Consider the following 24,907-nt stretch of genomic DNA (forward strand, 5'->3'; position numbering starts at 1 on the left):
TACCCAACTGAGTGGTTTTTTTTTGCGAAAAAAGAGGGCGTTGAACAATTTGTTCAACGCCCTCTTTTAATAGATGGGGAAGTCATTTGTTAAGAATTATTTTTTCCATTCTGCTACTTGGTCTTTATGTGAATCAACCCAATCGCGTGCAGCTTCTTGTGGGTCTTTGCCTTCGTTAATTTCTAACATGACAGATTCCATATCCTTAGTGGTCCAATGGAAATTATCTAACACTTTGTAAGCTTCTGGTTGATCTTCTTTTAGGCCTTGGCGAGCCATTGTGTGAATCGCTTCTTCGCCGCCCATAGTGCCTTTTGGATCAGCTAAATATTTTAAATCATATTTTGCAAACATCCAGTGAGGAGACCAGCCAGTAATAACGATGTCTTCGTTGTTTTTAATTGCTTGTCCTAAGGCGACAGTCATGGCACCTGATGAAGAAGTTTCAACAGACCAATCTTTCAAATTAGGATAAGCTTCTTTAGTTTTCTCTGCTGCTGCAACAACACCAGCCCCAGGTTCAATTCCAGTAATCTTTTTCCCAGCTTGATCAGATAAATCTTCGATAGAATCAACATCCATATAAGAAGGGACGACAATTCCTAGCTTCGCACCTTTAAGGTTTTCACCAAGGTCGTCTAATTTATCTTTATATTGTTTATATTGCTCTGCGTGTGTTCCTGGTAGCCACGCACCAACCATGGCATCTGTTTCACCTTTAGCTACAGATTCCCACATAATTGCGTTATCTAAAGGAGTCGTTTTAACATCATACCCCATATCTTTTAAGACTTCGGCAACCACATGTGTGGAGGCTACTTCGGTATCCCATTCCACATAAGAAAGGGAAATTTGCTTATCATTTGTTGTTGTAAAAATTGAAGCACCAACTAAGCCAGCAACAATTACAACAACCGCTGCAATAATCCCATATTTTTTCTTTTTAGAGGTGGCACCAGCTGCTTTAGGGGCTGCTTTTTTATTATTTAAATGTTGAGTAAAACGGTCAATGATAATCGCTAAAATAACTAAAGCCACACCATTTACGAAACCGTTCCCGACTTGCGCACGTTGTAAAGCAGAAAGGACGCCACGTCCTAATCCAGGCGCACCAATCATTGAAGCAATAACTACCATTGATAGAGCTAGCATGGTTGTTTGGTTAACACCAGCCATAATCGTGTTTTTCGCTAAAGGTAATTCTAATTTGAATAATTTTTGCCAGCCAGTACTACCGTAAGAATCAGCTGCTTCAACAAGTTCATTTGGCACTTGTCGAATTCCTAAGTTCGTAAAGCGTACGGTTGGTGGTAAAGCGAAGATAACAGAGGCGAAGACCCCAGGAACCATACCAATTCCGAAGAATGCAACGGCTGGAATCAAGTAAACGAAACCAGGCATTGTTTGCATGAAGTCCAAAATCGGTGTAATAATACTCTTGGCTTTTTCGCTTTTCGCCATTAAAATCCCTAGTGGCACACCAATGATAATGGAAATAACACTAGAAAGTAAAACTAACGTAACGGTACTCATTAAATCGTTCCATAAGTTTTGGTTATAGATAAACATTAAGCCGATAAATGTGAATAAACTTAAGCCAATTTTTTTATTAGAAATAAAGAAAGCAGCAATCGTTAATAGCACAATCAGCACAAGTGGTGGTACGGCTGTTAGTAAGGCAGTAATGTTGTCCATTACACTTTGACCAATTGTTTGTAAAAAGCTGAATAATCCAGCAAATGTTGAAGTTAACCAATCAGTAAAACTTTCAACCCAAGACGCGACAGGTAATTGATACTTATTCATGTTCGTTCACCTCTGTTTCTGCAAGTGCTTCAAGTACGCTACCACGGATGACCACGCCTAATAGTTTGCCGTTATCAGTCACAGCAAGAGGCGTTTGTGCATCATAAATCAGTGGGAAAATATCATTCACTAACATATCTTTGTCGATTGTTTGAATTTCTGGATCCACACATTCTACAAGAGAAGTCCCATTTTTACGCGCTTCTAAAGCTTTTTCTGCGCGTACAACGCCTTTTAGTTGGCGTTTTTTATCCACGGCAAGTAACATACTCACTTCTTCTTGACGCATCCGTTTTAAAGCAACAGTTGGGCCATCAATTTCAATGTTAGTAGTTAAAGCAGGTACCATAATATTCTGGGCAGTTAAGACTTTTGAACGATCCACATCTTCCACGAAGGTTCGCACATATTCGTTGGCTGGGTTGGTTAAAATTTCTTCTCCAGTCCCAATTTGCATAATTTGACCATCTTTCATCAAGGCAATCCGGTCGCCGATTCGTAAAGCTTCATTCAAATCATGTGTGATAAAGATAATGGTTTTTTTGACATTTTCTTGTAAATCTAATAGTTCGTCTTGCATTTCACGACGAATTAACGGATCAAGAGCAGAGAACGCTTCATCCATTAATAAAATTTCTGGATCGTTAGCTAAGGCACGAGCAAGGCCGACACGTTGTTGCATCCCACCAGATAATTGACTTGGTAATTGGTCTTTAAAAGCAATTAAGCTAGAATTTTCTAAGGCTTTTTCAGCTTTTGCTTGGCGTTCTTCTTTAGGAACACCACGAATTTCTAAACCATATTCCGTATTTTCTAAGATAGTTCGATGGGGGAAAAGACCAAAGTTTTGGAAAACCATGCTCATTTTATTTCGACGTACTTCACGTAATCCTTCTTTATCTAAAGAAGAAATATCTTGTCCATCAATATAAATATTTCCTGAAGTTGGTTCAATCAAACGATTTAATAAACGAATTAATGTTGATTTCCCACTTCCTGATAACCCCATAATAACGAAAATTTCGCCTTCTTCAACTTCGAAATTTACATCATAAACACCGACTGTGGCACCCGTTTTTTCTAAAATTTCTGTTTTGCTTTTGTTGGCACGAATCATTTCAAGTGCCGGTTTGGTTTTCTTACCAAAGATTTTGGTAAGGTGATTTACTTTTACTTTTGGCAAATCATTGTTCCTCCTCAATAAAAAAGTGACTACATCAGACTACTATAAAGTTGTCACTTTGTCAAATTAGATGAAAATCTTTCTGAAAATGAAGAAAAACAGTATTTTAACTAGGTTTTATAGTGGTTTTTTATGAAAAATAGAAATAATAAATAAAAAAAGTGACTATTTACCGCAAGATAAGTAGTCACTTTGTTTTAAATTTCTTGATCAAAGTATTTTAATGAATAGTACTCAATGGGATTTTGAAATAAGTAACCATAAAAAAGAACTTGAACAACAGTGGTTAAAGAAATTTCCGTTTTTAAGTTCAACACAAGCACAGTTGCTAGAGATATACAGATAACAATTCCTAGAATATAGAAATAACGTAAAATCATTTGATTTGCTTTTAAACGGATAACTTGCCAGCGTTCATCATTTTTATATTCAACTTTTTTCTGTTTTTTGAATCGTTCAGTTAAATACATAAAAATCGCTAAGATACACATCGAACTAATTCCTAAAAGTGGTTTCAGTGTTTCAATATTCATTTAGTTTCCTCCTTTTGTTGATAAAATACTTCTGTGACGGGTTTTTTAAAAGCTACTGCAATATCAAAGGCTAGTTCTAAAGAGGGTGTGTATTTATACTTTTCAATAGAAATAACTGCTTGGCGTGAAATCCCAACTTTTTCTGCTAAATCAGCTTGTGTCCAGTTTTTTTGGGCTCTAAGAACCTTAAGTTTGTTTTTAATCAATGTAACTACCTCGTTTCTAAATGTAACGACTTCGTTACTTTATTTTAGCAATTTGAAAGGAATTTGTCAAAAGAAAAAAAGCTCAAATGAGCTTTTTAAGGATAGAAAAAATTCTGCACTCGTTGTAACGTTGATTCGTCATGTCCAACAAAATAAAGTGTGTCGTTCAACGAAATCTTTGCATATGGACCAGGTGAGACCAGAAGCTCTTCTTTGTGTTTGATGGCGATAATCGTTGCCGAAGTGTTTTGCCAAAAATTCATTTCGCTAATCGTCGCCTCAAGATAAGCAGCTTCTTCTGTTAAAACTAATGAATAAGGATTCATTGGATTGAAAGAATCAAAACGCTTTGTTTGTTCAACAAGAGTATCTAGAATGCTAGAAAAATGAGTAAGTTCTTCTTTTTGTTTCGCTACGCTATCTAGCAATTCTTCTTTAATTTCAGCAATCGTTTGAACGTCTTGATATTGTGTCACAAAGTCCTGCGCTTTTTCTTTTGATGCCACATAGAAGCCGCTGCCGTGTTTGGCTTTAACGATTTCTAAATCGACTAAAACGATAATGGCTTTGCGAGCTGTTTCTGGCGACACTTGGTATTGGTTAGCTAGGGTGGAACGGGCATGGATTTTATCTCCAACATGTAATTTGCCTTCTGCAATTTTTTCCGCAACATCAACGGCGATTTGTTGATATTTGGGCTTCGTTAAACTGATTTTTTTGGAAGCCATAGTGAATCCCTCCGTTAATTGTTATTTTCCATTTCTTCTAATTCTAAACTGAAATTTTCCCATTGCTCAAGTAGTTCATCTTGTTGCTGACGAGCGTCATCTAATTGTTGGTTTAAAGCCAGCAATTCAACATGATTTTCTAGAATGTCTGGTTGACTCATTTGTGCTTCTAATTGTGCAATTGTCGTATCTAACTGAGCAAGATTTTCTTCGACTTGTGTTATTTTTCTCTGCAAAGTACGGAGTAATTTTTGTTGCTCCTTATTTTGATAAAAGGTATTTTTGGCTGTGACTGGTTCGGGTTTTTTCGCCGCTTCTTCATTAGCTAAGAGGGCAGCGATTTCTTCTTCCTCTTGTTTCTTTTCTAAATAATAATCATAGTCGCCTAAATAAAGTTTGCTGCCTTTTTCAGAAAGCTCAACAACTTTTGTTGCAATTCGATTGATAAAGTAACGGTCATGGGAAACGAAGAGGATGGTTCCTTCATAATCAATCAGCGCATTTTCTAAAACTTCTTTATTATCGATATCCAAGTGATTGGTTGGCTCATCGAGAATCAAGAAATTGTCACGATCCATCGCTAGTTTTGCTAATGCCACACGGGCTTTTTCGCCACCGCTTAATAAAGGAATCGTTTTTTCAACATCATCTCCACTGAAGAGAAAGCCGCCTAAAATACTTCGAATCTCTTTTTCAGGTGTGGTTGGGTGTTCATCCCATAATTCCGCTAAGACCGTTTTATTGCCATGTAAATTGGCTTGCTCTTGGTCATAGTAACCTACAGAAACATTGGTGCCAAAAGTTTTACTTCCTTTAATGAAAGGAATGCGGTCAATAATTGATTTCAAGAGAGTGGATTTACCAATTCCGTTCGGTCCGACTAAGGCAATGGCTTCTTTACGACGAATATCCAAGTGAATAGGTTCGGATAAAATATGTTCTGGGTCGTAACCAATGGCGGCATCTTCGACTTGTAAAACAACATTTCCCGAGACTTTTTCACTATCGAAAAGAAAATGCGCCGATTTTTCATCTCCTTGAGGTCGGTCTAAACGGTCCATTTTTTCTAATACTTTTCGGCGACTTTGTGCACGTTTCGTTGTAGATGCACGAACCAGATTTTTGGCAACGAAATCTTCTAACTTATTGATTTCTTCTTGTTGCTTTTCATACGCTTTCCATTCACTGGCTAATTGTTCTGCTTTTAACTCTAAGTATTTGGAATAGTTTCCTTTGTAGTGAGTCATTTTTTTGCGACTCAGTTCATAAACTTCATTAACTACCTTATCTAAAAAATAACGATCGTGGGAAACAATCAATAGGGCGCCGGCATAGCTTGGCAAATAAGATTCCAGCCAAGAAAGCGTCTCGATATCTAAGTGGTTTGTAGGCTCGTCCAGAATTAAAATATCTGGTTTTTGTAAAAGCATTCTTGCTAATGCAAGCCGGGTTTTTTGACCACCAGATAAGGTTTGAATATCTTTCTTGTAAAAGGATTCATCAAAGCCAAAGCCGTGAAGGACTGAGCGAATTTCATTTTCATAGCCGTAGCCATTTTTTTCAGAAAATGTATGTTGCAATTGATCGTACTCTTTTAAAATTCCTTCATAAACGGAAGTGGTTGGCTCCATTTCACTAATTTTAGTTTCTAATTCTCGCATACGCTGTTCCATTTCTAGGATGTCAGCAAAGGCTTTTGTCATTTCTTCCCAAACGGTTTTATCTGATTCTAAGCCGGTATTTTGAGCTAAATAACCTAACGTAGCAGTTTTATTTTTGGCAATGGTTCCGCTATCGGGAGCATCAATGCCTGCAATGATTTTTAAAAAAGTCGATTTTCCAGCACCATTACGACCAACTAAGGCAATCCGACTTTTTGTTGCAATTTCTAAATGTATGTTTTCAAACAATGTTTCCGAGCCAAAATGCCGGGCAACTTGATTTGCTTGTAATAAAATCATCAGTAGTCCTCATTTCTAAATTCATTGCCCTTAGTGTAGCATAAAATCTGCTAAAATAGCACGTATCAAAAAATGCTTTGTGAAGGTTTATACCTTTTATCACAAACTTTTGAAGAAAAATGCTATTTTTGAGCCATAGAATTGCTTTTTATTGTGAAAAACTGCTATTATGTTAATGGATAAGATTTAAGTGAAAGTATTGGAGGTCCAATTGTGAAAGATCAAGTTATTCCAAAAGCAACGGCGCGACGCCTTCCTTTATATTATCGCTACTTAAGAATGTTACATGATACAGGAAAAAATAAAGTCTCATCAACTGAATTAAGTGAAGCGGTACAAGTAGACAGTGCGACTATTCGTCGTGACTTTTCATATTTTGGTGAATTAGGTAAACGTGGGTACGGCTATGATGTTGAAAACTTAATGAACTTTTTTGCAAAAACATTGAATGAAGATGAGTTAACCAATGTCGCATTAATCGGGGTTGGTAATTTAGGAAGTGCTTTATTAAAGTACAAATTCCATCAAAGCAACAGTATTCGTGTAAGTTGCGCATTTGATGTGAATGAAGATATTGTGGGACGCATTGTTGACGGTATTCCGGTTTATCCAATGGAAGATATGATGGAACAAATCCGTGTTCAACAAATCGAAGTAGCTATTTTAACTATTCCAGCTCGCAAAGCGCAAGAAGTTGTAAACAAACTTGCCGAAGCAGGGGTTAAAGGAATTCTAAACTTTACGGCTGCGCGTTTAGTAGCGCCACCTGAAGTATTAATTCAAAATGTTGACTTAACCAACGAATTACAAACATTGATTTATTTCTTACATCATGACAACGAATTGATTGACGAAGAAGAATAAGCAAAAGAAAAGGGCCTAGTCTTTAGACGAAGGCCCTTTTCTTATTGAATTGCACCATTATGCAAAAGTAGTTGAACAATAATCACAATCGTATTCATGCCGCAATGGGCAATAATTGAGGTCCAAATTTTTCCAGTTTGCTTGTACAAAAGAGCAAAGAAAAATCCCATAAAGAAATAAACAAAAAAGTGACCATCGGCATGTGCGAGTGAAAAAATCGCCGAACTAACAGTAGCCGCAATCCAGAAATTTGTAAAAGGCTGGATTAAATGGATAAATGCATAACGAAAGACGAATTCTTCCATAATCGGACCACCGATAGTAGTTGCCAAAATGAATAAAGGATTTGCCAAAATCACCGCCACAATAGCTTGCGTATTTTGAGAAGTAGCTTGTTCTCCTGTGATGGCTACTTCAATGGCAAAAGTAACCCCTTGAATCAGCATGGCAATGAAAATCCCACTAACACCTAGTAAAAAAATAAAAATAGGTGATTTCAAGGTTGCTGTTTCCTCTAAAGGAGAAGGTTCTGTTGTTTTTAAAAAGATGCCAATCATTACAAGGGCGCCAATAATGTAGAGAGCAGTTGTCACATTAATCGCTGCATTGGGGGAAATACCCGAAAAAAGTAACGGCCCGAAAAAAGCGATAATGTATGTGAATAAAATAAATAAACTTGATTTTCTTAAGGTCATGGTGAATCCTTTCTATAATTATTTTTTACGATTATTGCGATATCCTAATAAAAGAAAAACGAATAAGAAAAAGAAAAGAGATTCCCAAAGTGTCGAAACAATTCCTTCTGTGACACTGAAAACAAGATTTCCTAAATTCGCTATCACAAAATAAACGAATGTTGCTATTAGTGCTGTAAGTAAACGTTGTTTCATTTTATTCGCCTCCAATCGTAGTCAATTTATTTTACCATGAATTAAAGGATTGGAAAAACATTCCATGAAAAAAAGAATACGCAATAAAAAATGCGTATCTTATAATTGACAAGAAAAAGAGAGAAAAGACTTGCATTTTTAGAGTGAAATGAGTATTATAAATAGTGTGAGTTAGCACTCTTGTGTATCGAGTGCTAAAATAAGCGAAAACTTTTTATTTGGAGGGATTTATTGTGTTAAAACCATTAGGCGATCGCGTCGTAATTAGAGTCGCGAAAGAAGAAGAAAAAACTGTTGGAGGAATTGTTCTTGCATCCGTTGCAAAAGAAAAACCACAAACAGGTGAAGTTATCGCAGTAGGTGAAGGTCGTGTGCTTGAAAATGGCACAAAAGTTCCGATGGAAGTAAAAATTGGTGACACAGTAATGTTTGAAAAATATTCAGGAACAGAAGTGAAATACGAAGGCGTAGAATACTTAATTGTATCAGCCAAAGACATTATTGCCACTGTTGAATAATAAACAACTTTTACAGAATAATATAATAGAAGAAAAAAATTATGAGGTGAAGAAATCATGGCAAAAGAGATTAAATTTGCAGAAGATGCACGTGCAGCAATGCTACGCGGAGTAGATGTATTAGCAGATACAGTGAAAGTGACATTAGGCCCTAAAGGTCGTAACGTTGTTTTAGAAAAATCATTTGGTTCACCATTGATTACTAACGATGGAGTAACAATTGCTAAGGAAATTGAATTAGAAGATCATTTTGAAAACATGGGCGCAAAATTAGTTTCAGAAGTTGCTTCTAAAACGAATGATATTGCTGGTGACGGAACAACAACAGCGACTGTTTTGACACAAGCCATTGTTCGTGAAGGCTTAAAAAACGTAACTGCTGGAGCTAACCCATTAGGTATTCGTCGTGGGATTGAATTAGCAACAAAAACAGCAGTAGAAGAATTACACAATATTTCATCTGTAGTTGATTCAAAAGAAGCGATTGCACAAGTCGCTGCTGTTTCATCAGGTTCTGAAAAAGTCGGCCAATTAATTGCCGATGCAATGGAAAAAGTTGGTAACGACGGCGTAATTACCATTGAAGAATCAAAAGGGATTGAAACAGAATTAGATGTGGTTGAAGGAATGCAATTCGACCGCGGTTATTTATCTCAATACATGGTTACTGACAACGATAAAATGGAAGCTGTTTTAGAAAATCCATATATCTTAATTACCGACAAAAAAATCTCAAATATTCAAGATATCTTACCTTTATTAGAACAAATTCTACAACAAAGCCGTCCACTATTGATCATTGCGGATGATGTTGATGGAGAAGCTCTACCAACATTAGTATTGAACAAAATCCGTGGTACATTTAATGTTGTCGCAGTAAAAGCGCCAGGATTTGGTGACCGCCGCAAAGCGATGCTTGAAGATATTGCTATTTTAACAGGTGGTACAGTAATCACTGACGACTTAGGGTTAGAGTTAAAAGACACAACCATTGAAAACTTAGGAAATGCTAGCAAAGTAGTTGTCGACAAAGATAACACAACAATTGTTGAAGGTGCTGGTTCAAAAGAAGCCATTGATGCCCGCGTTCATTTAATTAAAAACCAAATCGGCGAAACAACGTCTGATTTTGATCGTGAAAAATTACAAGAACGTTTAGCTAAATTAGCTGGCGGGGTTGCTGTCGTTAAAGTCGGTGCTGCAACTGAAACAGAATTAAAAGAATTAAAATTACGAATTGAAGATGCGTTAAACGCAACACGTGCCGCTGTAGAAGAAGGCATGGTTTCTGGTGGTGGTACCGCACTTGTCAATGTAATTGGTAAAGTCGCTGCGTTGGAAGCTGAAGGCGATGTGGCAACAGGGATCAAGATTGTCGTTCGTGCATTAGAAGAACCAATCCGTCAAATCGCTGAAAATGCTGGTTATGAAGGATCAGTGATTGTTGACAAACTAAAAAATGTTGACTTAGGTATCGGATTCAATGCAGCTAACGGTGAATGGGTAAACATGGTTGAAGCCGGTATTGTTGACCCAACAAAAGTAACTCGTTCTGCCTTACAAAATGCAGCTTCTGTGTCAGCTTTATTATTAACAACCGAAGCAGTTGTTGCAGACAAACCAGAACCAGCTGCACCAGCTCCTATGATGGATCCATCAATGGGCATGGGCGGTATGATGTAAAAATAAAAAAGTATTCTAAAAGCTTACGATTGAAAAATCGTAAGCTTTTTTTTACATAAAGAATAAATAATCTAAATAATATCTTTGCTTGTAGTGTTTTCTCAAATATTTACTCATTTAACAAAAAAGATGATAATTTAAAGGCTTCGTTTTAGCTAGACAGCCTTGTTTTTATTCGATAAAATTTAGTAATAACAATCATTTTTTGAAAACTAGTAGTTGGTAATTTTTATTTATTAATAGAATATAAATAAAAATTATTATATTTTGAAGGGGAATATTAGGAAGATTGAGGTGGAAAAATGGAAAAATATACAATTGGTGTCGTTCCTTTGACAATTGAAACAAAAGAATACTGTCAAAATTGGTTTGTTAGTAATCAAGTAGAATGTCAGATCATCCAAGGAACAAATATACTTCTTCATTTGCACCATATTGATGGATTAGTGATTGAAGTTACTGATCACCAGCAAGTAAATACTTGTTGTGAGTTATTAATGACAATTCGCAAGCAGTCAGACTTGCCAATTTGGTTATTTTCTCGGACAGAAGCAATTAGTAAAGTCAATCGAATTATTTATTTACAATTAGGCGCAGATGGCGTTTTTGATCATTCTTATGATCGTCAAGAATGCATGTTAAGCATGAGTAATTTATTGCAACGTGTAAAAAGACGTTTTTATCCTAAATTAGCTATTGCAAACGAGGAACAAACAGTTACTAAGAATCTTTCTGAGAGATTGTATTTAATTGCGCCAAATTTGAGTGTTTGCTTGGGAAGTGGAGAAGAAATTCTTTTAACAAAATTGGAATTTTTCACAATAGAGTATTTATACAAACACGCAGGACAAACAATTACATATGAAGAACTCTACAAAAATGTCTGGAAAGATACTGCGAATGAACGAAAATATCGTGTCGCTAATGTGATTTTCCATTTGCGTAAAAAAATTGAACAAGATGTGAACAAACCACAATATATCAAAACAATTCGCTCAAAAGGCTATATGTTAACGGTGTAAAAGGTACGAAGGAGGAGAAACAAATGTGGCAATTTTTGACTAAAAACAATGAAGATGAGGAGTATGAGAAGATGCCGGATTTTGAAAATGAACAATCGGTGAAAGCACAACCAACGGTAACAGAGGAAGCAATCTTTGATGACGAGGTCGTTTATGCAAAAGAGCAAGCTGCAAAAGTTAAGCAGGTCAAGCAAGAAGTGCCGACTGAACTGTCGGAAGAATCGTTTTCTTTTGCTGAAAAACTAGAAGAAGAAAATCAACTATATCAGCAATCCATAAAAAAACTAACGGATCAATTATTAATGCAAACCAATGAAGTGGAAGCATTACGAAAACAAGTAGTCGAAAAAGACGTGCAACTTGAACAGCTTAAAGAAACATTAACGGATAAAGAAACAACTATCACTTCTTTACAGAAACAATTGTCTGAAGCAAAGATACAACAGAGACAGACTAGCGAAGAGAACTTAGACACAGCCGTTACGCTTTCTCAAAAAGAAATTGGTGAAGTCTTATTAGAAGCCAAACGTCAAGCAAAAGAAACAATTGCTCAAGCTAACCAACAAGTTGCAACGGTTCATGAAGAAATGGAACAACGTTTAGCAACTTTAACGCGCATGAAGCAAGTGGCAAGAGAGTACCAAGCTTATTGTGAACAAATGCTAACCATCAAGAATGAATCAACAGGAATGTACCAACAGATAGAGCAATTATTAGCAGAAATAAAGAGGTAAATGAAGGAGAAATGCGATGAAAAAAAGAAAGGCAAGATATTTGAAGTTGGTATGTCTTGGAGTCTTAGGGACTTATGCTGGCGCCAGTTACTACAATTCGGAACCATTAATCGCTCAAGAGGAGACCGAAACGAGTCACGAAAACCGACAGCTAGTGCTGGAAGAAAAAAGAGCGGACCAAGTCAATCAAGACCAAGGAACTCTTACTTCTTCAACGCTGAACGAAACAGTAATAAGTTCGTCTGAACAACAAGAAAGTTCAATACAAGATGACAGCAGTGACCATCAGGAAAATAATGTGGAACCTTCAGAATCTGAAAATAGTTTACCGCCACAAGAAAAGCCAATTGCTAGTACTAAACCAACCGAATCGTTACAAAATGAGCAACCAGTATCTGAAGAGCGTAAAGCGCTCACTGAGAAGTCACCTCATAATCAGGAACCACAAAATTCTACATTAACTGAAAAGACCAAAGAGCCGTTGGTACATTCAGAGGTAGACAATAGTCAAGAAAAGGAAAAGCAAGCAGGAATTCAACAACAAGCCGAGGCAAATTTTGTTGTCCAAGAGAATACTTCTACTTCTGAGTTTATTAGAAAAATCGGTGAAGAAGCACGAGTTATTGGTCAGCGGCATGATCTATACGCTTCTGTCATGATAGCTCAAGCTATTTTAGAAAGTGGCTCGGGCAATAGTGCGTTAGCCGCGCCGCCTAATTATAATTTATTTGGCATTAAAGGCGCTTATCAAGGTCAAAGTGTCAGCTTTTCCACACAAGAAGATGATGGTAAAGGGAAGATGACCACCATTCATGCCGATTTTCGTCAGTATCCTTCCTATAAAGAGTCATTAACAGACTATAGTAAATTAATCATCAATGGGTTGGCGGGGAATCCGACGTTTTATCACGGCGTTTTGAAAGCAAACACGACGAATTATCAGCAGGCAACAAAATTTTTAACAGGTCGTTATGCAACGGATACATATTACGATAAAAAATTAAACGCGTTGATTGAAACCTATCAATTAACTGAATACGATCAAGAAAAGAAGAAACCAGTAGTGACTAATTTGGCAGAAGAAAAGAAACCTTCGTTTGATAAGGAAGCAGTCAAAGAACAGCTAAAAAAAGAAGCAGTCATCTATGAAGTAAGCAAAGGAGATTCTCTCGCCACCATTAGCCAGACGTTTGGTGTGTCAGCAACAGCCATTTTAAAACAAAATTTAAAGACTCAAGAAATGTTTTATATTGGCCAAAAAATCACGATTCCTCAGCATACAGCGGCGACTTCTCTCGAACCGAAAGAACAAGCGTTACTTCAATCACTAATAATCAGTAAATCGGTGACTAATGCTTTGGAAACAGCAGAGCAATCAAATGGTACAGCGAATGACTCAAAAACAGAGTCTACTGAGTATTATGAAGTAAAAAGAGGAGAGACACTCGCAAAAATTGCTAAAAAAACGGGCTATTCCTTAACCGCACTCAAGCAGGCAAATGACTTAACGTATTCTGTATTAACCGAAGGACAAACGATAGCACTTCCTAAGCTAAAGGACTAATGCTGATTTAACTTATTGGTTGATGGAGTCATATATTATTAGACGAAGAGAAGAGGAGAAGTTCATCCATGGATGAACTCTCCTCTTCTCTTACTATGTTTTTCATAAATACCTTAATAAATAGTAAAATTAGCAAGAGAATTGTGTCTTTACACAAAATAGATAGGTTTTCTTGCCGAAGTTTGATAAAATGATTAGTTGAAAGGATGCGTGAAAATTGAAAGAATTATTTCGTAAATACCGAGAAGTATTGGCTTATTTATTTTTTGGTGGTGCAACGACTGTCGTCAACTTAGTTGTATTTTTTGTTTGTCAAAATGTGTTAGGGTTGGATTACAAGATAAGTAACACAATTAGTTGGTTTTTATCTGTTCTATTTGCCTTTTTCACGAATAAATATTGGGTATTCGCAAGTAAGCATGAAAGCATAGCTGGTTTTTTTAAAGAAATGGGCTTATTTTATTGGTACCGAATTTTATCTTTTGTGGCTGATATGGGTTTAATGATTCTCCTAATTGATGGCATTCATTTTTCATCGTTTTGGGCGAAAATGATTACACAAGTTGTAGTAGTGATTTTAAATTATTTCTTCAGTAAATTTTTCATTTTTAAAGAAAAAGAGGTCTAAGCAGATTTTAGGCTAAAAAAAATTTTTTTGTTATAATATAAACAAGTTTTTAATACAAAGAATAGAGGTAGAAAACGATGGACTATACATATGCAGATGATAGTTTGACATTGCATACAGATATGTATCAAATCAATATGATGCAAACATACTGGAAATTAGGGAGAGCAGATTTACATGCTGTTTTTGAATGTTACTTTAGAGAGATGCCCTTTAATCATGGCTACGCAATTTTTGCAGGTTTAGAACGTTTAGTCAATTATCTCGAAAATTTAACGTTCACAGAATCTGATATTGCATATCTCCGAGAAGTTGAAGAATATCCAGAAGATTTCTTGACGTATTTAGCAAATTTTGAATTTAAATGTACTGTACGCTCTGCTTTAGAAGGGGATTTGGTTTTTAATAACGAACCGTTAATTCAAATTGAAGGTCCTTTGGCACAATGTCAATTGGTAGAAACTGCCTTGCTAAATATGGTGAATTTCCAAACATTAATTGCGACAAAAGCGGCTCGAATTAAATCCGTGATTGGTGATGATCCTTTATTGGAATTTGGAACACGCCGAGCACAAGAATTAGATGCTGCCATTTGGGGCACAAGAGCCGCCTATATTGGTGGGGCGGACGCGACAAGTAATGTTCGGGCTGGTAAAATTTTTGGCATTCCGGTTAGTGGGACCCATGCCCATTCATTGGTTCAGTCGTATGGAAATGATTATGAAGCATTCATGGCGTATGCCAAAACACATCGGGATTGCGTTTTCCTTGTTGATACGTATGATACTTTGAAAGCGGGAGTGCCAAGCGCAATTCGAGTAGCTCGAGAAATGGGGGATAAAATTAATTTCCTAGGTGTGCGGATTGATAGTGGCGATATGGCTTATATTTCTAAACGAGTTCGTGAACAACTGGACGAAGCAGGCTTTACTGAAGCAAAAATTTATGCATCGAACGATTTAGATGAAAATACGATTTTGAATCTAAAAATGCAAAAATCAAAAATTGATGTATGGGGCGTGGGTACCAAGCTGATTACGGCCTATGATCAACCGGCTTTAGGAGCGGTGTTTAAATTAGTTTCAATTGAAGGTGAAGATGGTCAAATGAAAGATACCATTAAACTATCTAGCAATGCTGAAAAAGTGACAACACCAGGAAAAAAACAAGTTTGGCGTATTACACGTAAATCTGATAAAAAGTCAGAAGGGGACTATGTGACACTTTGGAACGAAGATCCTCGCCAAGAAGAAGAAATTTATATGTTCCATCCCGTTCATACCTTTATTAATAAGTATGTCCGTGATTTTGAAGCACGGCCAGTACTCCAAGATATTTTCGTTGAAGGAAAACGTGTGTACGAATTACCAACTTTAGATGAAATTAAACAGTATGCAAAAGAAAATTTAGATTCACTTTGGGAAGAATACAAGCGGGACTTGAATCCGCAGAAATATCCAGTGGACCTTTCAACAGATTGTTGGAACCACAAAATGAATTTATTGGAAAAAGTGCGTAAAGACGTTAAACATTTAACGGAAACGGTGAATAAGGAGGCCTAGAAATGACAACACTTCAAGAAAAAATCATTCAAGAGTTAGGTGTTTTACCGACAATTGATCCAAAAGAAGAAGTTCGTAAAAGTATTGATTTTCTGAAAGCTTATTTAACTAAACATCCTTTTTTAAAAACCTTTGTCTTGGGAATTAGTGGCGGACAAGATTCAACATTAGCTGGGCGCTTAGCACAATTAGCGATGACTGAAATGCGCGAAGAAACAGGAGATATGTCGTATCAATTTATTGCGATTCGCCTTCCCTATGGTGAGCAAGCAGATGAAGCTGATGCACAAGCCGCGCTAGCCTTTATCCAGCCAGATGTTTCTTTACGAGTGGATATTAAACCAGCAGTGGATGCAATGGTTGGTTCGCTAGAAAACGCTGGCGTTCAAATTAGCGATTTTAATAAAGGGAACATGAAAGCACGTCAACGTATGATTACACAATATGCAGTAGCTGGCGAAAATGCTGGCGCAGTAATTGGCACAGACCACGCAGCCGAAAATGTCACAGCTTTCTTCACCAAATATGGCGATGGCGGAGCGGATATTTTACCGTTATTTCGTTTAAATAAGCGCCAAGGGAAAGCTTTGCTGAAAGAACTTGGGGCACCAGAAGCCTTGTATCTAAAAATACCAACAGCTGATCTAGAAGATGACAAACCGTTAGTTGCAGATGAAGTTGCCTTAGGTGTCACGTATGATGCCATTGATGACTATTTGGAAGGCAAAAAAGTCTCGGAAACAGATCAACAAACAATTGAAAACTGGTATAAAAAAGGACAACACAAACGGCATTTACCCATTACAATTTTTGATGATTTTTGGAAATAAAAATACAGACCATCGGCGAATGAACGATGGTCTGTGTTTTTTTACATAACTACTTTTCAGAAAGTAAACGTTGCTACAGCAACTATCCTATGATAATGAAAGTCGTTTTCATTTAGGCGTTTTCACTTTCTTTTTCAAAACAGAAAAGGTACGCTCAATAATGTAAAGTGAATGATAGGAGAGAAAAAGAGATGAAGCATGTAACAAAATTGGGGATTACAATTATAACAGGAGTTTTGGCATTATTATTTGAATTTATTTTACATCAGCCGAATTGGGCGTATGGCATTATTTTAATAACAGGTTCTGTAATGGCGTTAATGATGTTCTGGGAAATGATTCAAACCTTACGTGAAGGAAAATATGGTGTCGATATTTTAGCGATTACCGCTATCGTCGCAACCTTAGCTGTGGGAGAATACTGGGCCAGTTTGATGATTTTAATTATGTTGACTGGTGGTGATTCATTAGAAGACTATGCCGCTGGAAAAGCTAACCAAGAGCTGAAGTCATTATTGGATAACTCGCCACAAAAAGCTCATCGCTTGAATGGCGAAAATTTAGAAGATGTTTCTGTTGAGGAAATCAATGTTGGCGATGAATTAGTAGTAAAACCAGGGGAACTAGTTCCAGTTGATGGCTTGGTAAAAACCGGGACATCAACAGTCGATGAATCTTCATTAACAGGAGAATCAAAACCAATTGAAAAAAATCCTGGTGATGAATTAATGTCGGGTTCCGTGAATGGTGATGGCTCTTTGAAAATGGTTGCTGAAAAAACTGTAGCCGACAGTCAATATCAAACGATTGTGAACTTAGTGAAAGAATCTGCGGCACGTCCAGCTCATTTTGTACGTTTAGCAGACCGCTATGCGGTACCTTTTACACTAGTTGCCTACTTAATTGCAGGTGTTGCTTGGTTTGTTTCAAAAAGTCCGACACGTTTTGCGGAAGTCTTAGTTGTTGCTTCGCCGTGTCCTTTAATTCTATCTGCCCCAATTGCTTTAGTGGCAGGGATGGGTCGTTCAAGTCGTCATGGGGTCGTTATTAAATCGGGAACGATGGTCGAAAAATTAGCTTCTGCAAAAACGATTGCGTTTGATAAAACAGGCACGATTACGCAAGGACAACTTTCTGTTGATCAAGTCCAACCAATCAATGCTGGAATAACTGCTGCTGAATTAGTGGGATTGGCAGCAAGCGTGGAACAAGAATCAAGTCATATTTTAGCTAGATCAATTGTTGCTTATGCCAGAAAGCAAGATGTCCCATTAAAAAATATTACAGATCTAGCGGAAGTTTCTGGTGCTGGCGTGAAGGCATTTGTGGATGGTGCTGAGATACGGGTAGGTAAAAAGAATTTTGTGACACAAGAGTCTCAAGCAACTGAAAAAATTGATAAAACGACTATTCATATTTCACGTAATGGCACATATTTAGGCCGAATTACTTTTACAGACACTGTACGCCCAGAAGCAAAAGAGACTATGGAAAAATTACACCAATTACATCTTCAACGAATTTTAATGCTGACGGGGGATCAAGAATCCGTCGCAGAAACGATTGCTGCAGAAGTAGGAATTACCGAAGTACATGGGGAATGTTTACCACAAGATAAATTAACTATTCTAAAAGAATTGCCCAAAGAAAACCATCCAGTCATCATGGTAGGAGATGGTGTAAATGATGCACCTTCGCTTGCTGCTGCAGACGTAGGTATTGCTATGGGCGCTCATGGAGCTACTGCGGCTAGTGAAACTGCTGACGTTGTTATTTTAAAAGATGACTTAAGTAAAGTCAGCCAAGCGGTCGAAATTGCCCAAGATACCATGAAAATTGCCAAACAATCTGTATTAATCGGAATTTTTATCTGCGTTTTACTAATGCTAATTGCTAGTACCGGGATCATTCCGGCGCTAATCGGGGCTATGCTACAAGAAGTCGTGGACACTGTGTCAATCTTATCTGCTTTGCGTGCTCGTCGAATTGGCAAGTAAGGTGGAACAATTAATTGCCTGAATGTCCAGCTTAGTGGTAAAATAAAGGTACGTTTTTAATATTAATAAGTTACAGGGGAGAGATTGTGCAATGAAAGGAAACCAAATAGATGGGCAACCAGTCACGGAAGAACAACTATTAAAAGAAGGCTACCGTAAATATACGGGGGAAGGAATTGATATCTTTTATAATAAAGATATTTGTGAACATATTGGTAATTGTGTTCGCGGAAATCCAGAAGTCTTTGAAGTTGGTCGGAAACCATGGATTATTCCAGATAACGGAAGTGTTGAAAATGACATGATTGTGGTAGATTCATGTCCAAGTGGTGCTCTAAAATATATTCGGAAAGCAGGGAACGAATATGCAAATTAAAGAAGAAAACAATCGTTTTGCTCTATATAACGATGAAAACCAAGAAATTGGTGAAATGACATGGTCAGATGCTGGCGAAAGCATGATGATTATTGACCATACGTTTGTTGATCCAACTTATCGTGGACAAAAATTAGCTGAAAAACTTGTTTTAGCCGGTGTTGAAAAAGCGAGAAAAGAGCATAAAAAAATTATTCCGCTATGTCCATTTGCCAAAAAAGAATTTGATACTAAACCTGAATACGGAGACGTATTGAGAAAATAAAAAATAAGTTAGCAACAGCCGCAAGTAGAAATCTGATTCCTACTTGCGGCTGTTGCTATTAGAGACAAATAAGGAAAGACATTAAATTTCACTGGTGTTTACAGATAAAATATGCTACATTAAAGTAGATGAATTTCGCATATTTGTATAAAAAGGAGAATTAACGCATGTATAATCTAATCTTAACGTTGGTCATCATTTTATCTGTTTTAATCGTCATTACTGTTATGATGCAACCAAGCAAACAAAACAGTGCAGCAAGTGCCTTCACTGGCGGTGCAGATAAATTATTTGGGAAGCAAAAAGCGCGCGGTTTTGAAGCTGTTATGCAACGCTCAACAGCAGTTCTTGGCGCAATTTGGATGATTTTATTATTTGTTTTGGCGTTCTTATCTTCAAAATAAGTACGTAATCTTTTAAAATGACAAGTTTAGAACAGAGAGATGAGTGCGGACACTTATTTTTCTGTTCTTTTTCTTTCTGAAAAAGTCTTTGAAACTTATCATTTCGGAAGGTTTTCTTTTGAGAATATGATAGAATGAAGCTGAGGTGAGCGAAGTGGCAAAAAAAATCAATTTACCGAAGCCGTTATTTTCAGAAAAAGGAAAACGGGCGGTCCTTTTATTACACGCTTATTCTGGCAGCAGTAATGATGTACGGATGTTAAGCAGACGTTTAGAAAAAGAAAATTATACTGTCTATTCGCCTAATTTTTCAGGACATGGCACGCTAGTTCCTGAAGATATTTTAGATCAAACAACGGAACAATGGTGGCAAGATACACAAGAAGCAGTCGCTTTTTTGAGAGAAAGAGGCTACCAAGAAATTGCCATTTTTGGTTTATCAATGGGCGGGATTTTCAGTATGCATGCATTAACGGAACAATTAACAGGATTAATTGGTGGTGGATTTTTCTGTTCACCGATCTACCCTGTCGAAAATAAAGTCCCAGAAAATTTTGTATTATACGCAGAAAACGTGATGAAAATCGCAGAAGTTCCTGCAGAGGAACAACAAAGCCGGTTGCAATCGATTGAGCAACGAGTCAAACAACAATTAGGAGCGATTGAAACAATTGCTAGTCAGACGGCAGACAAACTAAACAAAATCCACGCACCTCTTTTCTTAGCGCAAGCTGGCAAAGATGAAATGATTGAGCCAATGGGCGTCTATCAAACGGCCCAAGCGCTAACACAAGCACGTGTGACCTTACAATGGTACCCAAACAGCGGACATGTCATTACGGTGAGTGGAGAACACAAACAATTAGAGCAAGATGTGGTGCAATTTTTAGCAACACTACCTTGGAATGAGGAGAAATAATGACAAAACAAACAATTAAAGAGCAAATTTTACATTTCATGGAAAGCCAAAAAAAGAAAAGCTTTTCAATGGAAGAAATTGCACAAGGCTTGAATTTAGAAAAAAGTTCAGATTTTAAAATTTTAGTGCAAACCATTGCACAAATGGAACGAGAAAAGTCAGTTAGTTTCAACAAAAAAGGCAAAGTCCTGTTACCAATGAAAGACTTATTAATAGAAGGAACGTTTCGTGCAAATGAACGAGGCTTTGGTTTTGTAACCATCGATCCTGAAGAACCAGATGTTTATATTCCTAAAGAGGCAACGAACTTTGCAATGGATGGGGACACGGTTTTAATCGACGTGATCCAACATGCTGATCCTTTTTCAGATCGCGGCGCAGAAGGTAAAGTCAAAGAAATTAAAGAGCGAGCAGTGAGCCAAGTTGTCGGAGAATTTGTGGCATATAGTGAAGAAGAAATGGCAGAAATGGGACTGTATGGCTACATGATTCCCAAAGATAAGAAATTGAATCAGTATACTGTATCAATTGCACCTGAAGGGATTAAGCCAGTAGATGGTAGCATTGTCATTGCTGAAATTACCTATTATCCAGATCAAGAATATCCAACAAGTATGGAAGGACTAGTCAAACAAGTGATTGGTCATAAAAATGATCCAGGAATGGATATTTTATCAATCGTGGTGGCTCATGGAATTCCCACAGCATTTCCTGATGAAGTTTTGGCTGAAGCGGACCAAGTACCAGAAACTATTGCAGAAAGCGATTTAGTCGGTCGTCGGGATTTACGTGATCAGTTGATTGTGACGATTGATGGAGAAGATGCGAAAGATTTAGATGATGCAGTAACGGTACAAAAGTTAGCAAATGGTAATTTCTTTTTAGGGGTGCATATTGCAGATGTTTCTTATTATGTAACTGAAGGAAGCCAATTGGATATGGAAGCGTATGAACGTGGCACAAGTGTCTATTTGACAGACCGAGTTGTGCCAATGATTCCGCAGCGATTATCAAATGGGATTTGTTCGCTAAACCCACATGTTCCACGTTTAACCATGAGTTGTGAGATGGAAATTACACCAGAAGGAGAAGTTATTTCGCATGAAATTTTCCAAAGTGTAATCCAAACAACGGAGCGAATGACCTATACAGCAGTCAATGAAATTTTAGAAGAGCAAAAACCTGAAACGTTAGAACGCTACAAAGAGCTAGTTCCCATGTTTAAAGAGATGGGCGAGCTGCACCATATATTAGAAGAGATGCGTATGCGCCGTGGTGCGATTTCTTTTGAAGATCGTGAAGCCAAAGTCCTAGTTGATGAAAATGGTCATCCCCAAGATATTCTTTTACGCACGCGTGGCGTGGGTGAACGATTAATTGAATCCTTTATGTTGGCAGCGAATGAAACTGTGGCACGTCATTATCATGACTTAAAACTGCCATTTATTTATCGGATTCATGAACAACCAAAAGAAGAAAAAATGCAACGTTTCTTTGACTTTGCTGCAGTACTTGGCATTCTTGTTAAAGGAACAAAAGAAAACATTTCACCAAAAGATTTACAAAAAGTTTTAGAGCAAGTTGAAAATAAGCCGGAAGAAGTGGTTATCAATACGATGTTGCTAAGAAGTATGCAACAAGCGAAATACTCAGAAGACAACTACGGACACTATGGGTTGGCTGCTGAATATTATACGCATTTTACTTCACCAATACGTCGTTATCCAGATTTAATTGTGCATCGTTTGATTCGCAGCTATAGCCAAGATCAATCTGAAAAAAATCAAGAAAAATGGAACGAAGCATTACCAGAAATTGCCAATCATAGTTCAAGTATGGAACGTCGCGCAGTTGATGCAGAGCGTGAAGTGGACGCCATGAAGAAAGCCGAATTTATGGTAGATAAAGTGGGAGAAACGTATGACGGGATTATCAGCTCAGTCACAAAATTTGGTATCTTTGTGGAACTGCCTAATACAATAGAAGGCTTAATTCACGTGAACAACTTAAAACAAGATTATTTCCACTTTATTGAAAATCATATGGCGTTAGTTGGTGAACGGACGGGAATGACTTTGAAAATTGGTCAGAAAGTTCAAATCCGTGTTGAAAAAGCTGATCCAGAAACAAGAGAAGTTGATTTTGAATTGATTTCAGCTGAGGAAGTCGCGCCAGTCGAAGGACCAAAAGGACGTAAAAAAGGTAAAGCCAATTCTTCAACTCGGTCAAATAATCAACGAAGAAATAAAAAAGATGAATCATTTGATGGTAAGAAAAAGAAAAATAAGAAAAAAGGCAAAGGCAAAAAACAACCTTTTTATAAAGAAGCAATGAAACAAAAAAATAAAAAAGGGAAAAAGAAGAAGTAGAGGAGGTCGCTTATGCCAAAAGGGGAAGGAAAATTAATCGCACAAAACCGCAAAGCTAGACATGATTATTCAATTATCGATACGGTTGAAGCTGGGCTTGTTTTACAAGGAACAGAAATCAAATCTATTCGAAATGGTCGTATCAATTTAAAAGATGGTTTTGCACGAATTCGAAACGGAGAAGCCTTTTTGTATAATGTTCATATTAGTCCATATGAACAGGGCAATATTTTTAATCATGACCCATTACGTACCAGAAAATTATTATTACACAAAAAACAAATTAATAAGTTAATCGGCGAAACCAAAAATACAGGTATCACATTAGTACCTTTGAAGGTCTATATTAAAGACGGCTATGCCAAAGTTTTGATTGGTTTAGCTAAAGGGAAAAAGCAGTACGACAAGCGTGAAGACTTGAAACGTAAGGAAGTTGACCGACAAATCAGCCGAACATTAAAAAATAACCGACGTTAAAAATGTAAATTTATTCTTTTTCGCATATTTGCTTGCCTTTCTTCGGATTAGGTGTAAAATCTGGTAAGTGTTGAGTAAATGAATGTAAATGATTCATTTTTTAATCGCTTCGGAAAGCAGTACCACCCTGCATTAGATTGGTTTATGGAAAAGGTTTTCCAACCAATTTTCAACACATGAAATTTTAAAAGTAAACTATTTGTAAATTATCAACAAGTGGTGGTACGATAGCTTTGCCAGGGATTATCACTCAGGAGTAGGATGAAACTTCTGAAAGATTGTTGGAAAAGAGGTGAATTGATTTGGAAGAGAAGAAATTACTCTTCAATATCGGACCAATTTGGTTTGATGGAACCATTGTTTTGATGGTGCTGTTGACGTGTATCATTGTTTTCGCCTTTGTCTATGCTTGTACGAGAAATATGAAGCTACGACCTAAAGGCAAACAAACGGTCATCGAATGGTTAGTGGATTTTATTCGTGGAATCATTACAGACAATTTACCTCGTAAAGAAGTGAGCAATTTTCATTTAATGGCGTTTACCCTGTTCATGTTTGTGCTTGTTTCAAACATCTTGGGTCTCGTTACAAAAATCGTTGTGGGCGACGATCTCAGCGTTTGGAAAAGTCCAACCGCCGATCCAATCGTAACCTTAACGTTAGCGATGATGATGATTGTCTTAACACACTTCTTTGGTATGAAACGCTTTGGTTTTAAAGGCTATCTAGTTAATAGTTATTTAAGACCCGTTGGTTTCTTACTACCGGTAAAATTAATGGAAGAATTCACGAATCTATTAACATTAGGCTTGCGTTTGTACGGAAACATTTTTGCCGGCGAAGTTCTATTGGGCTTAATTGCTGGAACCGTAGCAAGCGTCGGATTATGGGTTATCCCACTAGCAATTCCGCTAGAAATGATTTGGGTAGCATTCTCAATCTTTATTGGATGTATCCAAGCGTTTATCTTTGTGACACTTTCAATGGTTTATATGTCACACAAAATTGAAACAGAAGAATAATCAAGAAATACGAAGGACAAAAATTATCTTTTAGGAGGATTTTACACAATGGAAGGATTAAATTTTATCGCAGCAGCAATTGCAATTTTCGGTTCAGCTATCGGAGCCGCTATCGGTAACGGACAAGTTATTTCAAAAACAATCGAGTCAATGACTCGTCAACCAGAAATGTCTGGTCAATTAAGAACAACAATGTTTATCGGGGTCGCTTTAATTGAAGCTGTGCCAATTTTAGGTGTCGTTGTTTCTTTATTACTTTTATTCAGATAAGCAATAAAATGGAGGCAGGACGCTGATTATTATCGGGACCGTCACTGCTTTCTTCTATCTTTAGCCTTTTCAATAGCTGGTGATAAAGCAGTTGAA

Annotated in this window: 26 protein-coding genes; 18 read left to right on the plus strand and 8 right to left on the minus strand. The window is 37.1% G+C overall.

Translation table 11 applies throughout. The features are described from left to right. Positions 1-96 precede the first annotated feature (96 nt). From IGK96_RS02880 to IGK96_RS02905, 6 genes are all read right to left on the minus strand, one after another. Positions 97-1,806 carry an ABC transporter permease/substrate binding protein gene (locus IGK96_RS02880; RefSeq protein WP_002356521.1) on the minus strand — a complete coding sequence of 570 codons (1,710 nt, stop codon included), beginning with the start codon at positions 1,804-1,806 and terminating at the stop codon, positions 97-99. Continuing rightward, positions 1,799-2,989: a quaternary amine ABC transporter ATP-binding protein gene (locus IGK96_RS02885; RefSeq protein ID WP_002388977.1), complete on the minus strand. Its 1,191-nt coding sequence runs from the start codon at positions 2,987-2,989 to the stop codon at positions 1,799-1,801. The genes IGK96_RS02880 and IGK96_RS02885 overlap by 8 nt, the downstream gene beginning before the upstream one ends. A 197-nt stretch (positions 2,990-3,186) precedes the next feature. Continuing rightward, on the minus strand, positions 3,187-3,522 hold the full coding sequence (locus IGK96_RS02890; RefSeq protein ID WP_002359589.1) for a hypothetical protein: 336 nt from the start codon (positions 3,520-3,522) through the stop codon (positions 3,187-3,189). Continuing rightward, on the minus strand, positions 3,519-3,728 hold the full coding sequence (locus IGK96_RS02895) for a helix-turn-helix transcriptional regulator (RefSeq protein ID WP_113851299.1): 210 nt from the start codon (positions 3,726-3,728) through the stop codon (positions 3,519-3,521). The genes IGK96_RS02890 and IGK96_RS02895 overlap by 4 nt, the downstream gene beginning before the upstream one ends. Before the next feature lie 95 nt (positions 3,729-3,823). Next, on the minus strand, positions 3,824-4,456 hold the full coding sequence (locus tag IGK96_RS02900; protein ID WP_002356525.1) for a GntR family transcriptional regulator: 633 nt from the start codon (positions 4,454-4,456) through the stop codon (positions 3,824-3,826). Positions 4,457-4,470: 14 nt separating this feature from the next. After that, positions 4,471-6,417, minus strand: coding sequence for an ABC-F family ATP-binding cassette domain-containing protein (locus tag IGK96_RS02905; protein WP_085443237.1), 1,947 nt, complete (start codon positions 6,415-6,417; stop codon positions 4,471-4,473). A 213-nt stretch (positions 6,418-6,630) separates the two neighbouring features. On the opposite strand from IGK96_RS02905, the gene IGK96_RS02910 reads away from it, so the two are divergent. Then, positions 6,631-7,281, plus strand: coding sequence for a redox-sensing transcriptional repressor Rex (locus tag IGK96_RS02910; protein WP_002356528.1), 651 nt, complete (start codon positions 6,631-6,633; stop codon positions 7,279-7,281). 41 nt (positions 7,282-7,322) lie between these two features. Here IGK96_RS02910 and IGK96_RS02915 read toward each other — a convergent pair whose 3' ends face one another. Beyond that, positions 7,323-7,976 (minus strand): CPBP family intramembrane glutamic endopeptidase, encoded by a 654-nt coding sequence (locus IGK96_RS02915; RefSeq protein WP_085443238.1) that lies wholly within the window; start codon positions 7,974-7,976, stop codon positions 7,323-7,325. A gap of 18 nt (positions 7,977-7,994) precedes the next feature. Further along, complete coding sequence (locus IGK96_RS02920; protein ID WP_002356530.1) at positions 7,995-8,171, minus strand: hypothetical protein; 177 nt, start codon at positions 8,169-8,171, stop codon at positions 7,995-7,997. A 233-nt stretch (positions 8,172-8,404) separates the two neighbouring features. On the opposite strand from IGK96_RS02920, the gene groES reads away from it, so the two are divergent. The 17 genes from groES to atpE all read left to right on the plus strand — a co-directional run bounded on the left by groES (position 8,405) and on the right by atpE (position 24,811). Then, on the plus strand, positions 8,405-8,689 hold the full coding sequence (gene groES / locus IGK96_RS02925) for a co-chaperone GroES (protein ID WP_002356531.1): 285 nt from the start codon (positions 8,405-8,407) through the stop codon (positions 8,687-8,689). 57 nt (positions 8,690-8,746) lie between these two features. Beyond that, entirely contained in the window at positions 8,747-10,372 is a 1,626-nt protein-coding gene (gene groL, locus IGK96_RS02930) for a chaperonin GroEL (RefSeq protein ID WP_002362559.1), read from the plus strand. 302 nt (positions 10,373-10,674) lie between these two features. Beyond that, positions 10,675-11,394 carry a response regulator transcription factor gene (locus IGK96_RS02935; RefSeq protein WP_002384140.1) on the plus strand — a complete coding sequence of 240 codons (720 nt, stop codon included), beginning with the start codon at positions 10,675-10,677 and terminating at the stop codon, positions 11,392-11,394. 23 nt (positions 11,395-11,417) lie between these two features. Then, on the plus strand, positions 11,418-12,128 hold the full coding sequence (locus IGK96_RS02940) for a hypothetical protein (RefSeq protein WP_104846657.1): 711 nt from the start codon (positions 11,418-11,420) through the stop codon (positions 12,126-12,128). A gap of 16 nt (positions 12,129-12,144) precedes the next feature. Next, positions 12,145-13,692: a glucosaminidase domain-containing protein gene (locus IGK96_RS02945; RefSeq protein ID WP_085443240.1), complete on the plus strand. Its 1,548-nt coding sequence runs from the start codon at positions 12,145-12,147 to the stop codon at positions 13,690-13,692. Positions 13,693-13,909: 217 nt separating this feature from the next. Further along, the gene (locus IGK96_RS02950; RefSeq protein WP_002356537.1) at positions 13,910-14,320 is read left to right on the plus strand and encodes a GtrA family protein; all 411 of its coding nucleotides are present in this window, start codon (positions 13,910-13,912) and stop codon (positions 14,318-14,320) included. 77 nt (positions 14,321-14,397) lie between these two features. After that, the gene (locus IGK96_RS02955; RefSeq protein ID WP_010823898.1) at positions 14,398-15,882 is read left to right on the plus strand and encodes a nicotinate phosphoribosyltransferase; all 1,485 of its coding nucleotides are present in this window, start codon (positions 14,398-14,400) and stop codon (positions 15,880-15,882) included. A gap of 2 nt (positions 15,883-15,884) precedes the next feature. Continuing rightward, a complete protein-coding gene (gene nadE, locus IGK96_RS02960) occupies positions 15,885-16,712 on the plus strand; it encodes an ammonia-dependent NAD(+) synthetase (RefSeq protein ID WP_002356540.1) in 828 nt (275 codons plus the stop codon). Positions 16,713-16,879: 167 nt separating this feature from the next. Then, positions 16,880-18,709 (plus strand): heavy metal translocating P-type ATPase, encoded by a 1,830-nt coding sequence (locus IGK96_RS02965; RefSeq protein WP_025191376.1) that lies wholly within the window; start codon positions 16,880-16,882, stop codon positions 18,707-18,709. Between the two features lie 91 nt (positions 18,710-18,800). Further along, positions 18,801-19,085: a (4Fe-4S)-binding protein gene (locus IGK96_RS02970; RefSeq protein WP_002356543.1), complete on the plus strand. Its 285-nt coding sequence runs from the start codon at positions 18,801-18,803 to the stop codon at positions 19,083-19,085. Further along, entirely contained in the window at positions 19,075-19,350 is a 276-nt protein-coding gene (locus tag IGK96_RS02975) for a GNAT family N-acetyltransferase (protein ID WP_002356545.1), read from the plus strand. The genes IGK96_RS02970 and IGK96_RS02975 overlap by 11 nt, the downstream gene beginning before the upstream one ends. Positions 19,351-19,517: 167 nt before the next feature. Further along, positions 19,518-19,754 (plus strand): preprotein translocase subunit SecG, encoded by a 237-nt coding sequence (gene secG, locus IGK96_RS02980; RefSeq protein WP_002356546.1) that lies wholly within the window; start codon positions 19,518-19,520, stop codon positions 19,752-19,754. 145 nt (positions 19,755-19,899) lie between these two features. After that, on the plus strand, positions 19,900-20,673 hold the full coding sequence (locus IGK96_RS02985) for an alpha/beta hydrolase (RefSeq protein ID WP_002384145.1): 774 nt from the start codon (positions 19,900-19,902) through the stop codon (positions 20,671-20,673). Next, positions 20,673-23,042, plus strand: coding sequence for a ribonuclease R (rnr, locus tag IGK96_RS02990; protein ID WP_002356549.1), 2,370 nt, complete (start codon positions 20,673-20,675; stop codon positions 23,040-23,042). Before IGK96_RS02985 ends, rnr begins: the two co-directional genes overlap by 1 nt. A 12-nt stretch (positions 23,043-23,054) precedes the next feature. Continuing rightward, complete coding sequence (smpB, locus tag IGK96_RS02995; protein WP_002356550.1) at positions 23,055-23,519, plus strand: SsrA-binding protein SmpB; 465 nt, start codon at positions 23,055-23,057, stop codon at positions 23,517-23,519. A gap of 302 nt (positions 23,520-23,821) precedes the next feature. Continuing rightward, positions 23,822-24,541 (plus strand): F0F1 ATP synthase subunit A, encoded by a 720-nt coding sequence (gene atpB, locus IGK96_RS03000; protein WP_002356551.1) that lies wholly within the window; start codon positions 23,822-23,824, stop codon positions 24,539-24,541. 48 nt (positions 24,542-24,589) lie between these two features. Further along, entirely contained in the window at positions 24,590-24,811 is a 222-nt protein-coding gene (atpE, locus tag IGK96_RS03005; protein ID WP_002356552.1) for an ATP synthase F0 subunit C, read from the plus strand. The last annotated feature ends 96 nt before the right edge of the window (positions 24,812-24,907 follow it).

Origin of the sequence: Enterococcus sp. DIV0682, assembly GCF_051712685.1 — a bacterium.
In the GTDB taxonomy this organism is placed as follows: Bacteria; Bacillota; Bacilli; order Lactobacillales; family Enterococcaceae; genus Enterococcus; species Enterococcus faecalis.